The sequence below is a fragment of the Bradyrhizobium sp. MOS001 genome (assembly GCF_004634465.1).
GTDB classification, from domain to species: Bacteria; Pseudomonadota; Alphaproteobacteria; order Rhizobiales; family Xanthobacteraceae; genus Bradyrhizobium; species Bradyrhizobium barranii.
This window is the reverse complement of record NZ_SPVJ01000003.1, coordinates 210,309-223,693: the sequence shown is the minus strand read 5'-3', so window position 1 is coordinate 223,693 and position 13,385 is coordinate 210,309. Positions and strand designations below refer to the sequence as shown.

Sequence of the window (13,385 nt, the reverse complement as noted above, 5' to 3'; positions counted from 1 at the left end):
GGCGTCCGTCTAGCCGCCCTTGGCGACGATCTCCGCCAGCGCGCGGCGTGCGACGATGCCGAGCTCACCAAGCGTGGAATGGCCCGATTGCGCCGCCTCGATCAGGCGTTCGGCGATGAACCTGCGGCTGTCGTGATCGCCGCCGTGCGGCAATTGGCGGCACGTCTGCTCCAGGACGACGTCCATGTTGGCTTTCGTCCGCTCGCTCAACTCTGTCATGACGTCCGGTTGGTACGCGTGGCTTGTAACCGCAAGCATACACAGAAGGATGTGGTCTGATTAGCCCGGACAATCCCGGCGGTTGTGCATCGCGGTGCGTGTATCGCCGCAACCTTCGCGCGGCCACGATGGTGCCGCAAACGACTACCGAAGATTGTACCTGTCCTGATGACAAGCCAAGCCTGCGGCGATAGCCTGCCGGCAAAACAAAAGACACGGGAGGAATACCATGCCAGACGCAATGGTCGCCGCACGTGAGTCCAAAGCGGCGAGTGGAACAGCCCAACAAGTCGACGTTGCCGTGGTCGGTGCCGGATTTGCCGGCCTTTATCTTCTCCATCGCCTGCGCAAATCCGGCCTCACGGCGGTCGCCCTCGAGGAAGCCGGGGATGTCGGCGGCACCTGGTACTGGAACCGCTATCCCGGCGCCCGCTGCGATATCCAGACCATCGACTACAGCTACACTTTCGATCCGGAGCTCGATAACGCGTGGACCTGGTCGGAGAAGTACGCGACCCAGCCCGAGATCCTGCGCTATCTCGGCTTCGTCGCCGACCGCTACGATCTGCGCCGCGATATCCGCTTCAAGACCAAGGTCACGGAAGCCAAATGGGATGAAGCGACTGAGCGCTGGCAGCTCACCACGAGCAGCGGCACGCCGGTCTCCTGCCGCCACTATATCATGGCCACAGGCTGCCTCTCCGCACCGAAGCCGCCGGAGATCGACGGCGTCAAGGATTTCGAGGGCAAAGTCTATTTCACCGGGCGCTGGCCGCATGACGGCGTCGATCTCGCCGGGAAGCGCGTCGCCGTGATCGGCACAGGGTCGTCGGCCATCCAGTCGATCCCGCTGATCGCCGAGCAGGCCGCGCATCTGACCGTGTTCCAGCGCACGCCAAACTTCGCGCTGCCGGCGCATAACGGCCCCTCGCCATCCGATCGCATGGATATTTTCCAGAGCGACCGCGCGGCCTATCGCGAGCAGGCGCGACAGTCGATGACCGGCGTGCCCTATCCGCAGCAGACCGTCGTGAGCTGGCAATTGAGCGATGCCGAGCGTCGAGAGCGGTTCGAACGTGCCTGGGCAGCCGGCGACCTCGTCCACATCCTGACGCAGCTCTGGGCCGACCAGGGCGTCGACTTCAACGGCAATGCGCTGATCGGCGAGCTGATCCGCGAGAAGATCGGCGCTGCCGTGAAGGATCCGGAGACGGCGGCGGCGCTGATGCCGCACGACCATCCCTTCGGCGCAAAGCGCCCCTGCCTCGATACCAATTACTACGCGACCTACAACCGGCCGAACGTCACGCTGGTCAATCTGCGCCAGGAGCCGATCAAGGCGATCACCGCGAACAGCATCACGACGGCCAGGCGCAGCGTCGATGTCGACGTCATCGTGTTCGCGACCGGCTTCGACGCCATGACCGGCGCGATCCGCGCCGTGCATCCGATCACCGGACGCGGCGGCAAGTCGCTGACCGATGTCTGGGCGCAGGGGCCGCAGACCTATCTCGGGGTCACGGTCGAAGGGTTCCCCAACTTCTTCATGATCACCGGGCCCGGCAGCCCGTCGGTGCTGTCGAACATGGCGGTGTCGATCGAGCAGCATGTCGACTGGGTCGTCGACCGCGTCGCTGCGCTGCGCGACGCCGGCTTCACCACGATCGAGCCGACCGAGACGGCGCAGGCCGGCTGGGGCCGGCACATGACGGACTGTTCGATGGTGACCCTGCACCGGCTCGCCAACACCTGGTACACGGGCGCTAACGTTCCCGGCAAGGTGCAGGGCTTGATGCCTTATACCGGCGGCGTCGGCCCCTATCGTAGCATTTGCGACGAGGTCACGGCCCGCGGCATGCTCGGCTTCAAGCTGACCGGCCCCAACGGCGCCGCGCAATGCAACGACGGCGAGGTGGTATGCCTGCAGCCTGATGTGCGGCTGGTGCTGAACCTGCTGGCATCGCTGAACCTGCCGCCGATCGAGTCGATGGGCGCGCTCGGCGCACGCGCCTTCGTCAACGAGTTCAACAAGGGCCGGCCCGCGGGACGGCCGATCGGCGAAATCGTCGACGGCACGCTGCCCGGCGCGGACGGCCCGCTGCCTTACCGGATCTACAAGCCGGCAACGCCGGGGCCCCATCCGGTCGTGGTCTATTTCCACGGCGGCGGCTGGGTGCTCGGCGACGAGCAATCGGACGAGCCGCTCTGCCGCGATCTGGTGCGGCGGACCGGCATGATGTTCGTCAGCGTCGGCTATCGCCACGCGCCCGAGCATCGTTTCCCGACCGCAGCCGAGGACGGCTATGCGGCAACGCGCTGGATCGCCGAGCACGCGACCGAGCTTGGCGGCAGGCCGGGCCCGGTGCTGGTCGCAGGCTGGAGCGCCGGCGGCAACATCGCCGCCGTCACCTGCCAGCTTGCGCGCGATCGCGGCGGGCCTGAGATCGCCGGCCAGCTCCTGGTCTGCCCGGTCACCGACTGCACCTTCGACCGGCCCTCCTACAACGACAATGCGACCGGCTATTTCCTGACGCGCTCGCTGATGTACTGGTTCTGGGACCTCTACTGCTCACCGGCCGACCGCACCGATCCGCGCGTCTCGCCGCTGCGCGGCAACGTCGCCGGCCTGCCGCCGGCCTTGGTCGTCACCTGCGAATTCGACCCGTTGCGCGACGAGGGCATCGCCTATGCCGAGGCAATGGCGGCCGCCGGCGTCCCGGTCGAGCAGCTCAGGGCGCGCGGCCATTTCCACTCGTCCTTTGCGATGGTCGACGTGGTGATCACCGGTGTAGCGGGTCGGGTGCAGATGGCCGAAGCCCTGCGGCGCTTCGCCGGGCTTCCGCCGAAAGTCAGCCGCGGCGATGAGGATAGCCACGATCATGCCAGCCCGGGCCACAGAATCGCGGCGGCCGCGAGCTGATTTGCGACAAGGCGGCCGGGAACCTTTTCCCGGCTGCTGCGTTAAGCGCTTGGCATTAAGATGCAGTGATAGGTGTGGGCCCCGGCACGCAGATCCGCGTGTTGGGGCAATTTTTGTTGCGTGAGGGACGATGGGAGACGTGGTTGCGGATTCAAAGGTCGATTTCGGAGCGCCTGCAACCCTGCATAAATGGCCGTCGCTTGCGAACCAGCGCCGACCGGACAGGGATTCTTATCAGGTGAGCGAAGGTACGCTCGACCAGTGCATATCGGCCTTCATGGAGAAGCCGGCCACGACCAGGCATCTCTATGAGATTCACACGATTGCGCAGCCGCCGCTGGTCACCGATATCCTCTCGCCCGAGCATGTCATCGAGCTATCGCGGTTGAGAGAATTTCTCTGATTGCGTGCAGACGCGGAAGCTGCACGCGCGCGACAAGCTTTTCACGAGGCAGGAACCTTCTACCGGATTTTCCCGTTAACCGGGATCGGAAGTCGAGACGAGAGCCCCAAGATGCTTGAAGCCGGCGTACCATCCGCGGTCGTGCCCTATGGCGCAGACCAGACCCTGTTCGTGGTGATTGATCGCCGCGACAAGGCGACTGAAATCCGCATCGAACGAAGCGATCTTGAAGCGACGATCGGCGAGCTCGTCGCCGGCTGCTTCAACGATCCGATCAAGGTGATCTCGTTCAACACGCTCGAACACTGGATGAAGGACATCTCGACCGAAATCGCCGGCGAGATCAAGGCGCGCTGCGACATCGATGGCGTCCGGCTTCCCGACTATCTCAGCGACTTCGTCGAGAGCCATAGCTGACCGCGCCTCGTCCTCGTTGATACGTCTCAAATCGCAGGCAAAAAAAAGCGCCGCTTCCGCGGCGCTTTTCGTGTGGCAACATCATTGTTTGATACGTGATCTTATCGGAAAAAACACGTCACGCTTTCTGGATCATGCTCTAGTGGTGCCAGAACAATGCCAGCAGCAGAACGATCGGCAGCGGCACGCCAAGCAGCCAAAGCAAAGCACCTCGTCCAAAACCCATGACTTCCTCCTCCACATTCATCAATGACTTGACGCCAGAGACGAACAGAAGTTCCGCGCCTCGCAGCGAGGGCGAATGCGTCCAGTGCATGGTTTATCAGGCGCGCCGATACTTGCCGGCGATGACCTCGATTTCGCGGCGGCGTTCGCCGGCGAAGGTCAGGAGCTTTTCGATCGTCAGCGTATCCGTGATCCGTTTGGCGAGCCGCTCGGCGCGCGCGGCCTGATCTTCGAGATACTGGATCGTGTTCAAACGCCGCCTCCCCCGAGGACTCCAAATTGGAGCCCCGACTTGTTTGGGCACTCATGGTGCGCCAGGGCGACTAACACTCGGTTAAGCGGGGCGGCTCAAGTCAATCAATCTCTATCGCACCACGTCGAGCCGGACATTGGTGATGCCCTTGTCGACCATGCCGAGCGCCTCGGCCGCGGACGGCGAGATGTCGACCACGCGCCCACGAACATAGGGCCCGCGATCGTTGACCCTGACGGTCACGAAGCGGCCTGAGGAGACATCGGTGACGCGCAGCTTGGTGCCGAACGGCAGGCTGGGATGCGCCGCGGTCAATTCGTTCTTGTCGAACCTCTCGCCGCTCGCGGTCTCCGTGTCCGAATAGAAGCTGGCAACGCCGTGCGAAGCGGTTTGCTTTGCGTCACGGTCGGGGACGCGTACCCGGCTGATCGGACGCGGATGCAAGGCCGCTACCCTATGGGGCCGCTGGACTGCAGCCTGCCGATTGGTGCCAAGATCGGCCTTCTGGCGGCCGACCGGCGATTGTGCGCAGGCGGCGAGCGATGCGGCACCGACGATGGCGAGCAGCAACCGGCATGAGCTTGCGAGGGAAATTCGGGCACTTTCGGCACGTGCAATGCGAGACATGGTACGCCCTCCGAACTGCCCGGAGTTTCGGCGGGCAATGAGGGCAGAACCTTGGCTGAAGGAAAGCAGGCTTAGGGCCACGACCGTTTCGCGCCGGCTGTGGCGATTCCACCACAGTGGCGTGTCCTAAGTCGAGCCAGACTCGCGAAAAACTAACCCGATACAACACGCCAGACGATCGGGCGCGTCTCCAGCTGCGCGTCGCTCGCCTCGGTGTCACCCTTCAGGAGCCGCATCAGCTCGCGCCGATAGAGCCGCCGCCAGCCGGTTTTCAGACTGGCGAGAAAGTCGAGTTCCCGTTGCGTCAGTGTGCACATCATGGACCCGATCCGGTTGCGCAGGCCGCGCCGTCAGCCGACGAGGCCGCCCATCGGCTTGACGTCAGCACTGCCGGGGAAGACCGCATCCGCCAGCACCTTCTGCTCGACGCGCAGATGGTCCCTGAGCAGGCCCTTCAGCACAGCGCGGAGATCGGTGGTCGGCTTGAGGTCGCGATCCTCGAACAGTTGCGCGGACTTCAGTCCCGGCCAGTCCGCGATCACGCGGCCGCCGGCGAGCGCGCCGCCAATGAGGAAGGCGACCGTGCCGGTGCCGTGATCCGTGCCCTGCGTGCCATTGATACGCGCGGTGCGCCCGAACTCGGTGACGACGGCGACGACCGTCTCCCGCCACGCCTCGCCCATGTTGGTCTCGATCGCCGCAAAGGCGCCATCGAGCGCACCGAGCAGATTGTAGAGCTGGCCCAACGCCGCGCCTTCGGCGATATGCGTATCCCAGCCGACGAAGCCCATGGCGCCGACGCGCGGGCCGTCGGGCTTGGCGAGATAGCGCGCGGCGGTGCCGGCGGCTTCGGCGAAGTAGGCGCGCACGCGCGCGATGCCGGGCGGCATCAATGTCGGATCGTCCGACATCGGATCGCCCGTGCCGGGCGCGCCGCCGAGCGAGGCGAGCTTCATGCGTGCCTGGAGCACGGTCGCAAGCTTCGGATCGGTGTGCTGGTAGAGATCGAGCAGGCGGTTCTGCGTGTCCTCGCTCGCCGGTAACAGTTTTTGCGGCACCCATGTCATGACGGGCGCCGAGCCGCGCACCACCAGCGGCGTCACCGAGCCGATGCCGAGCGCACGGCTGCCGCGCGGATCGACGCGCCCACCCGACTCCATCGCGAGCAGCGCGCGGTTGAGCCATCCCGATGCGGTGGCACCGGGCTTGGTGAACCCGCTCTCCAGCACGTCCTGGCCATCGAAATGCGAGCGCTCGCGATAGGGCGTCGCGGCAGCATGGACGATTGCGGCCTTGCCGGTCTTGTAGAGCCGGTGCAGGTTCGGCATCGCCGGGTTGAGCGCGAAGAAGGAATCGAGCGGCAATGCCGGCGGCTTGCCGTCCAGCACCAGCGCGCGATCGCCGCGCAAGCCGACCCAGTCGGGATCGCCGACCGGCGCGACCGCACCGAGACCGTCGAGCGCGCCACGCAGGACGACGACGAGAAGGCGCGGATCGCGCCCTTCGGCACGTGCGATCCGCGGCATCTGGCTCCACGCGAACAGCGCACCGGAGCCGACCAGAAGCTCGCGCCGCGTGGGCAAATGATTGACGAAGCCCATGCTCACCTCCTCTGAAAATCTGCCGACATGAACAGCAGCGCCAGCGCCTGCTGGCGGCTCTCGGCGCGGCCGACCGCCTGCTTCACTTCGGGCGCGATCTGCGATGCGAAGACGTCCTCGATGATCCCCTGCGGATCAGCAGTGGCCGCCACGCGCTCGGCAAAATTGTTGGCGATGTCGAGCCGCCGGCCAATGCCGTCGATCCAGCTTGCCTCGTCATCCGGATAGCCCTTGGGCGCCGACGGCCGCCACAGCCCTTCGCCGAGCAGCTCCTGGCCCGCCGTGAAACGCGTGGGGTCGACGACCGTAATCCCGGTCGCGCGCACCATGCCAACGCCCCATTCGCTCGGACGCTTCAGTTTTGACGGCGACCCGCGCCACGCGTCGTCCGACGAGACCATCGTGATCGCGACCTGCTTGAGATCGCCCTCGGTGTCGCGGAACGTCTTCGCCATTTGTTCGACGAGTGGCGGAGGCGGCTCGTCGGCCACGAAATGCCGTACGAGCTTGGTTGCGACATGGGTCGCGGTCGCCGGATGCGCAGCGAGGTCGCGCAGCACGGCGCGGCCCTGCTCGGCATCCTCCTGTTCGTAGCGCTTGCCGAGCACGGTCTGCCCGCCGGGCTCGTGCAGCCGCGGATTGAAGGTGAATTCGCCGCCGTGCTCGGGATTGTCTCCGGGCGGAACAAGCGTCCATCCCGTCAACACATTGGCGAAGCTGATCACGTCGTCCTGGGTGTAGCCGGTCCGCACACCCAGCGTGTGCAATTCCATGATCTCACGCGCAATGTTTTCGTTGAGGCCGCGGCTGCGGTTGATGCCGGCGATCGAGTTCGCGCCCATCGAGCCCAGATTGTCGAGATAGAACAGCATCGCCGGGTGGCCTTCGACCGCCAGCAGAAGATCGACGAAGTGGCCGAGCGCATTTGCGCGAATGGCCTCGCGCTCGTAAGCACCCGACATGCTCTGGATCTTGTAGGCCGAGATGTAGAAATGATTGGACCAGAACCACACCAGCCGCTCGGCGAAGCCGATGTCGGCGGCGAGCGCGGCTTCGATGCGCAGCTTGGCTTCCTGCAAGTAGATCGGACGGCCGGGATCGGGAACGGCGTCGGCCGCCTGCTTGGCCGCCATCTCGGCAGCATCCTTCTCCTGGCCCTGCGCTGGCGCTTGCCCCTCGGTCTGCGCCTGAGCCTGAGCCTGGTCACCCGGAGCAGTTGGCACCGCGGCCACCTGCTGCTTCTTGGCCTGTTGCTGCGCCTGCTTGGCGCGCGCGGCTCGCCGTGCATTGGCATCGGCCACTGTGCGATAGGCCTTCGCACTGGTGGGAAGGCTGGCGGCGGCGCTCAATGCGAGCGGCCGATCGAGCTCTGCGATCAACGCGCCGCGCGGGTCGGTCCCGACAGCCGCAAGTGATCCCGGTCGCGGCCCCATCCCGAACCGATGAAGCGCCAGCACCGCTTCAGCCTTTGCAGAATTGCTCATGGCGAACGCCCAATTCTCCGAGCCACCCGACGGCAGCGCGATGTTGCCGCGTGCGGACTACGAACCGTAATGCTACAGACCGTAACACTAGAGATCGGCTTGCGCAAGCCGGGATTGAAAACGCCGCTGCACTATCTCGGTAGAACAAGCGCGCATCCGCTGCCCGGCGGACGCGCGTGAGAGGCCTAGAAATTCGGCCCGAGCGCGATCTTCGCCGCGTGCTGCTCCCAAGGCCCAGGATTCAAGATGAGCCCAGAGACTTTGCCCGCGGCGTCCCTGACGAAAGCGATCCGGGTACGATCTTCGTCGGCTGCGGTGAATTCGTTGCTTGATGTCGCCACGAACGGGGTCGCCTTGCCCTTCTCGAATTCGAGGACCGGCCAGACCCCCGTCGCTTCCGCGACGAGCTTGCCTTCCGCGACGCGAACCTGAAGCCGGACCGAATTGACACGGCGGTCGGCTCTCACGACACTGAGGTCGTTCACGCCGTCTTGCCCCTTATGGACGAGCTTCATCTTGATCGTCGAGTTGGCTGGCCCTCGCAGCTTGGCCAGGACATCGGCGAGCGCGAGGCCTCTCAGCGGCGCGCCGTCAATTTCAGTGATGAGGTCACCCGCCGTCACACCGACCTTGGTTGCGGGGCCGCCGCCAGGGTTCGGCTTGTTGATCCTCAGCCCCTCCTGCTCCATGGCGACGAAATTCCCGATTCCAAGCCATCCGGTCTTGCCATCGGCCAGGCCCTGCCTGTCACGCGAGCTCACCGTGGCGCCGAAGTCATAGGTTCCGGCATAATCGGCGAGCAATCCCGGGCTCAGGGTCACCGGCTCAGCCGGCGGGACGGCGGTCGACTCGGGAATTGTCAATGCGCCATAGACGAGGTGATTGATCCCCGAATACAGCACCGCCTGGCGCGCTTTGCTGCCGGGCGTCGCCTGGACCATCTGTACGCCGATCAATTGCTCCGCCGGATCGATCCAGAAATACGTGCTCCAATGTCCAGCCCAGGAAAAGCTCCCGACCGCTCCCGGGATCCAGCTTTGGACCGGATCGGCGCGGATGGCGAAGCCAAGCCCGAAGGTTGTTCCCGCGCGGGCGCCAACCTCGTCACCTCCGAAGATGGTGACACCCGATGGCAGTGCGTTCGTCGTCATCTGCTTCACCGCATGCGGGCTGAGCACGCGCACGCCATCGAGCTCGCCGCCATTGAGCAGCATCTGGCAAAAGCGGAGATAGTCGGGCGCGGTCGATACGAGTCCGCCGTCGCCGGAAAACAACTTTGGCGGCGTCGTGACATCCCAGATCGGCGGCCGTTCCGGCATGGGAGAATCGACCAGCCGATCGAGCTTCTCCTTCGGTACAAAGAAGCCGGTGTCGACCATATGCAGCGGCCCAAAGATGCGGCTCTCCAGGAACTGATCGAAGGGCTGACCGGACGCCACTTCAACGACCCGGCTCAGCACTTCGGCGCTCCAGCCATATTCATGGACCTCGCCGGGCTCGTGCGCGAGCGGCAGGCGGGCCAGGCTCGACACGAATTCCGCCAACGTCGTGTCGCGTCTCCGCACGGCCCTCAAGCCGTAGAGCCCATGGATCGTCCGGATCCCGAAGTCGGCGCTTGCGTCGGCAAGGCCCGGTTCCGGGTAGGCAAAATCGAGCTCCGGATAGATCAGGCCAGACGTATGGCGCAACAGATCGCGAACCGTCATCGCACGTTTTGCTGGTTTTGGCAGACCGAGCCCGTACTCCATTTCGCCTGTCGCCGGGTCCGCCTTCTGGAAAGCGACCCGCATGTTCGCAAGCTCCGGCAGATATTGCGAGACGGGCGCGTCGAGGTCGAGCTTGGCCTCATCCACCAGAATCATGGCGGCGACACTGGCCACCGGCTTGGACATCGAGGCGATCCAGAAGATGGAATTCGTCTTCATCGGGACGGTCTTGGCGCGGTCCTGAAATCCGATGGCCTGCAAATAGGCGAGCTTGCCGCCCTTCGCGATTGCGACGACGGCACCGGGGAGAAGGCCGTCCGACGGCGAGAAAGAATCGAAGCGCGCCTGATACCACGGCGCGATCCGCGCCAAACGCGCGGCCGAGAACCCCAGGCTTTTCGCATCGCCCGGCGTCGCGAGGTCATCGGCGAACGCCGTCCCCGACAGGCAAAGCACAACGGGAATCGCCCACATCGATGCGACGAGTCTCATTCCGCAGTCTCCGCAGAAGCACAACAAATCTGAACAGGCACTCCTGCGGCAGATGTGAACCGTTAGAAATTGGGTCCGAGCGCGATCTTCGTGATCGTGCCGTTCCTGACGCCGATGCGCCATTCCGCCGAGCCGTTGGCGAACTGCGCGACATAGATGTCGCTGTCGAGCGCCGTGACACCGCGGAAGGAGACCGCACGCAACGCGCCGAGCCGCGCCAGGATCGCCTGATCGAACGGAAGCTGCTGGCGCGTGATGTCCGCCACTTCCGACGTCATATGCTCGTAGTCCGGCTGGCCCTTGCCGACACTATCGATGTAGCGGCGCAGCATCTCCTCACCATTGGCGATCGGAACGGCGCGGCGCGCGGCGCGGCCGGGACGCGCACCGAGGTTTGACGCCTCGACGTTGTGGAAGCGCGTCTGCCGGCCCGGCACCAGAACCTCAAGGCAGCGCCCCGACTTGTCGGCGATCATCCAGGGATTGTTCACGGTGGTCGTGGAGGCCCAGGTCGCGTTGGGCCTGACGACGCTCTGCATCCTACGATTGCCGCTGGCGTCGAGATTGAAGACCTGAAGGTCCTCGCCCATCTCGTTGTAGACCATGATCCTGATCGGCGAGGTGCCGGCGCGGCCGCGCACGCTCGCCTCCTCCGAACAGGAGACGATGCCGCCGAGTTCGTCATTGCCGTCGGCCCGGAACAGCACGTCGCCGGCCTTGCCGTCGGGCTCGAGCATCAGGCGGAATTCGGCCGTGCCGTTCTCGAACTTCGCGCCATAGATGTCGTAGCCGCCGGGGCCGACGCCACGGAAGAAGAGCGATTCCACCGCACCGAGCGCCTGGAACGTCCCCCGCATTTCATCGAGCTGCCGGTGGACCTTGGCTGCGAGCGGCGCGCTCATGCGTTCGTAGTTCGGCGTGCCGCGGCGTAAGTCTTCAATCCCGCGCAAGATCATCTCCTTGCCGCCGGCGACCGGGACCTGCTCCCTGAACCTGTCAGGAACTTCCGCAAGGCGGCGCGTGAAATCCGCCTCGACCGCCTGGGCCACCGCTGCATCGACGCGAGGCGCGAGGCGAGCGCCGAACATCGCGCTCTGCACCAGCACGCGTGCAACCTTCGACTGCTCGTCGCGCAGGAAGATCAAGAGATGGTCGCCGCGGAAGGAGAAGGCGTCAGCGCCCTCGGCGAGGACCTGCGTTGCGCCCTGCCCCGTCTCACGCAACCAGAGACGATCGCCGTCACGCCGCAGGGTGAGCACGCGGTTCGGCGCGATCCTGTACCAGCCGACATATTGATCGAGCGATGCAGGATCGACGGCCGCCGTCGGCATCTCGGCGACGCGAACCGCGCGGATATCGCGGCCGTTCATGCGCAGCGTCAGCTCGGAGGAGCGGCGCTCCGCATCGAGCGGGAACGTGATCTCGCCGGACGAGGCCGCATAGGCCGCGGTGCCGTCACTGCCAACCGTCAGGCGCAGCCTGCGCTGTCCGGTGAGCTGGCCGTAGAGGTCGTCGCCCTCGCGGAAGATGGCGAACACCGAGGCAGGACCCATGGCGTAGAAATTGACGAAGGGGCGGTAATGCTCTGCCGGCACCTCGCCGGTATCCGCGGCGACGGGCACGGGATCCGGGGTGCGATAGGCGATCATGCCGGCGGACACGATCACAGCCGGAATGATCGCGGCCGCGATCCACAGCCGCTTGCGCCAGCCGACCGCGACGGGCATGGCGGCGGCCGCGATGATGCGCTCGACGCGGGCGCGCACGGTCGATACCCGCGCCATCGCGAGCTCCACCGGCCGCGGATTTACGCTGGTTGCGACATCGAGCAGGATTTCGGCATAGGACCACCGGTCGTCGATGACTTCGATCGCCTCGGCGTCGCTGATAATCTCGGCGAGCTCGGCAAGGCGCGCGAGCTGCCACCACGAGAACGGACTGAACCAGAACACTGCACGGTTGAGCGAGGCGAGCAGCAGGACATAGAAATCGCGATTGGCGACGTGCGCGCCCTCATGCGCAAGCACCGCGAGGCGCTTCTTCGCATCCCAGCCGGAGAACTGCGGCGGCACCAGAATGGTCGAGCCGAACGTGACGGGACCGCCGACCTCGCGGCTGACGCGCACGTCGGCGTCGATCAGCTGCGGGCCGCTCATCGGCCTTGCCGCGCGTGCCAGACGCCAGGTCAGGCAGAGACCGATGGCCAGCCGCAGCAGCAACGCGCCGGCGACGCCGGCATAGACGATGGTGGCGACCAGCCACCAATTGATCGATACAGCAGCTTTTGCCGGCGCCACGACAGCAGCGCCCGGCGGAATCGGCAGCGCGGGTTGCAGGGCCTCCGGCATCGAGACGTCGGCCGGCAGGAAATCATCCGGTACGGATACCGGCAGAGGCATCCGGGTGATCGTCAGCGTCGGCCAATGCATCACGAAGGGCATCGCCAGCGATGCCAGCAGCACGACGACCCACGCCGTCATGTGGACGTGCGGATTGCGCACGCGAAACAGGTTGAGACCGAACCAGACGACGCCTCCCAGCACGAAGGAGCGTAGCGCCGCCTCAGCCAGAGTTGCGATCATTCTTTCTTCACTCCCCTCGCCTTCTTCGCCTTGGCCACCTGGTCGGCCAGTGTACGCAGCTGCTGCTGGTCGAGCATCGCATTGTCCACCATGCCGACGAGGACTTCCTCCATCGAGCCGTTGCAGAACCAGTCGACGATACGCTGCACCGCCTTGGCCGCGACCCGCGCGCGCTCTTCTGCAGCGTGATAGACATAGGTGCGTCCGTCCACGGTGTGCCGAGCATAGCCCTTTTCTTCCAGCCGGCGCAGCACCGTGCGGACCGTGGATTCCTTCAGACGCCGCGACAGCCGCTCGCGCACGACCTCGGCCGTAACGGGACCATGGGCCCAAACCAATTGCATGACCTCGTGCTCGAGGTCGCCCAGTTCGGGCAAACGATCGTCCATGGCATCTGACCTTGCGGATTGAGTTTTCTTGTAACGCTACAGATCGTCGCATATGCGGCCGCGCCGC

General features: G+C 65.3%; 13 protein-coding genes. 3 read left to right on the top strand and 10 right to left on the bottom strand.

The genetic code is table 11. From position 1 onward, the window contains the following. Positions 1-9 precede the first annotated feature (9 nt). Positions 10-258 (bottom strand): hypothetical protein, encoded by a 249-nt coding sequence (locus tag CT676_RS06735; RefSeq protein ID WP_063979742.1) that lies wholly within the window; start codon positions 256-258, stop codon positions 10-12. A 190-nt stretch (positions 259-448) separates the two neighbouring features. Between CT676_RS06735 and CT676_RS06730 the strand changes: the two genes are divergently transcribed. The 3 genes from CT676_RS06730 to CT676_RS43890 all read left to right on the top strand — a co-directional run bounded on the left by CT676_RS06730 (position 449) and on the right by CT676_RS43890 (position 3,959). Beyond that, on the top strand, positions 449-3,139 hold the full coding sequence (locus tag CT676_RS06730; protein ID WP_135214136.1) for an alpha/beta hydrolase fold domain-containing protein: 2,691 nt from the start codon (positions 449-451) through the stop codon (positions 3,137-3,139). A gap of 130 nt (positions 3,140-3,269) precedes the next feature. Beyond that, positions 3,270-3,542 carry a hypothetical protein gene (locus CT676_RS46235; protein WP_063979744.1) on the top strand — a complete coding sequence of 91 codons (273 nt, stop codon included), beginning with the start codon at positions 3,270-3,272 and terminating at the stop codon, positions 3,540-3,542. 111 nt (positions 3,543-3,653) lie between these two features. Then, positions 3,654-3,959, top strand: a complete 306-nt coding sequence (locus CT676_RS43890; protein ID WP_014493104.1) for a hypothetical protein — start codon at positions 3,654-3,656, stop codon at positions 3,957-3,959. 139 nt (positions 3,960-4,098) lie between these two features. Here CT676_RS43890 and CT676_RS43885 read toward each other — a convergent pair whose 3' ends face one another. The 9 genes from CT676_RS43885 to CT676_RS06690 form a co-directional block, all read right to left on the bottom strand. Further along, entirely contained in the window at positions 4,099-4,275 is a 177-nt protein-coding gene (locus tag CT676_RS43885; protein WP_167767957.1) for a hypothetical protein, read from the bottom strand. Between the two features lie 6 nt (positions 4,276-4,281). Next, positions 4,282-4,437 carry a hypothetical protein gene (locus CT676_RS43880; protein ID WP_014493103.1) on the bottom strand — a complete coding sequence of 52 codons (156 nt, stop codon included), beginning with the start codon at positions 4,435-4,437 and terminating at the stop codon, positions 4,282-4,284. A gap of 111 nt (positions 4,438-4,548) precedes the next feature. Beyond that, the gene (locus CT676_RS06715; RefSeq protein ID WP_085401556.1) at positions 4,549-5,064 is read right to left on the bottom strand and encodes a septal ring lytic transglycosylase RlpA family protein; all 516 of its coding nucleotides are present in this window, start codon (positions 5,062-5,064) and stop codon (positions 4,549-4,551) included. 152 nt (positions 5,065-5,216) lie between these two features. After that, positions 5,217-5,384, bottom strand: a complete 168-nt coding sequence (locus CT676_RS43875) for a hypothetical protein (RefSeq protein ID WP_166101541.1) — start codon at positions 5,382-5,384, stop codon at positions 5,217-5,219. Positions 5,385-5,414: 30 nt separating this feature from the next. After that, entirely contained in the window at positions 5,415-6,665 is a 1,251-nt protein-coding gene (locus tag CT676_RS06710) for a DUF1501 domain-containing protein (RefSeq protein WP_135214135.1), read from the bottom strand. 2 nt (positions 6,666-6,667) lie between these two features. Beyond that, positions 6,668-8,149, bottom strand: a complete 1,482-nt coding sequence (locus CT676_RS06705) for a DUF1800 family protein (RefSeq protein ID WP_135214134.1) — start codon at positions 8,147-8,149, stop codon at positions 6,668-6,670. Positions 8,150-8,334: 185 nt separating this feature from the next. Beyond that, positions 8,335-10,347, bottom strand: a complete 2,013-nt coding sequence (locus tag CT676_RS06700) for a serine hydrolase (protein WP_244623081.1) — start codon at positions 10,345-10,347, stop codon at positions 8,335-8,337. A 62-nt stretch (positions 10,348-10,409) separates the two neighbouring features. Next, positions 10,410-12,929: a M56 family metallopeptidase gene (locus tag CT676_RS06695; RefSeq protein WP_135214133.1), complete on the bottom strand. Its 2,520-nt coding sequence runs from the start codon at positions 12,927-12,929 to the stop codon at positions 10,410-10,412. After that, positions 12,926-13,318 carry a BlaI/MecI/CopY family transcriptional regulator gene (locus CT676_RS06690; protein ID WP_014493096.1) on the bottom strand — a complete coding sequence of 131 codons (393 nt, stop codon included), beginning with the start codon at positions 13,316-13,318 and terminating at the stop codon, positions 12,926-12,928. Before CT676_RS06690 ends, CT676_RS06695 begins: the two co-directional genes overlap by 4 nt. Positions 13,319-13,385 lie beyond the last annotated feature (67 nt).

What these genes read in the sequence shown, in the direction of transcription:
- CT676_RS06735 (WP_063979742.1), bottom strand. Translation starts at nt 258, where the DNA reads ATGCTTGCGGTTACAAGCCACGCGTACCAACCGGACGTCATGACAGAG.
- CT676_RS06730 (WP_135214136.1), top strand. Translation starts at nt 449, where the DNA reads ATGCCAGACGCAATGGTCGCCGCACGTGAGTCCAAAGCGGCGAGTGGA.
- CT676_RS46235 (WP_063979744.1), top strand. Translation starts at nt 3,270, where the DNA reads ATGGGAGACGTGGTTGCGGATTCAAAGGTCGATTTCGGAGCGCCTGCA.
- CT676_RS43890 (WP_014493104.1), top strand. Translation starts at nt 3,654, where the DNA reads ATGCTTGAAGCCGGCGTACCATCCGCGGTCGTGCCCTATGGCGCAGAC.
- CT676_RS43885 (WP_167767957.1), bottom strand. Translation starts at nt 4,275, where the DNA reads ATGCACTGGACGCATTCGCCCTCGCTGCGAGGCGCGGAACTTCTGTTC.
- CT676_RS06715 (WP_085401556.1), bottom strand. Translation starts at nt 5,064, where the DNA reads ATGTCTCGCATTGCACGTGCCGAAAGTGCCCGAATTTCCCTCGCAAGC.
- CT676_RS43875 (WP_166101541.1), bottom strand. Translation starts at nt 5,384, where the DNA reads ATGATGTGCACACTGACGCAACGGGAACTCGACTTTCTCGCCAGTCTG.
- CT676_RS06710 (WP_135214135.1), bottom strand. Translation starts at nt 6,665, where the DNA reads ATGGGCTTCGTCAATCATTTGCCCACGCGGCGCGAGCTTCTGGTCGGC.
- CT676_RS06705 (WP_135214134.1), bottom strand. Translation starts at nt 8,149, where the DNA reads ATGAGCAATTCTGCAAAGGCTGAAGCGGTGCTGGCGCTTCATCGGTTC.
- CT676_RS06700 (WP_244623081.1), bottom strand. Translation starts at nt 10,347, where the DNA reads ATGAGACTCGTCGCATCGATGTGGGCGATTCCCGTTGTGCTTTGCCTG.
- CT676_RS06695 (WP_135214133.1), bottom strand. Translation starts at nt 12,929, where the DNA reads ATGATCGCAACTCTGGCTGAGGCGGCGCTACGCTCCTTCGTGCTGGGA.
- CT676_RS06690 (WP_014493096.1), bottom strand. Translation starts at nt 13,318, where the DNA reads ATGGACGATCGTTTGCCCGAACTGGGCGACCTCGAGCACGAGGTCATG.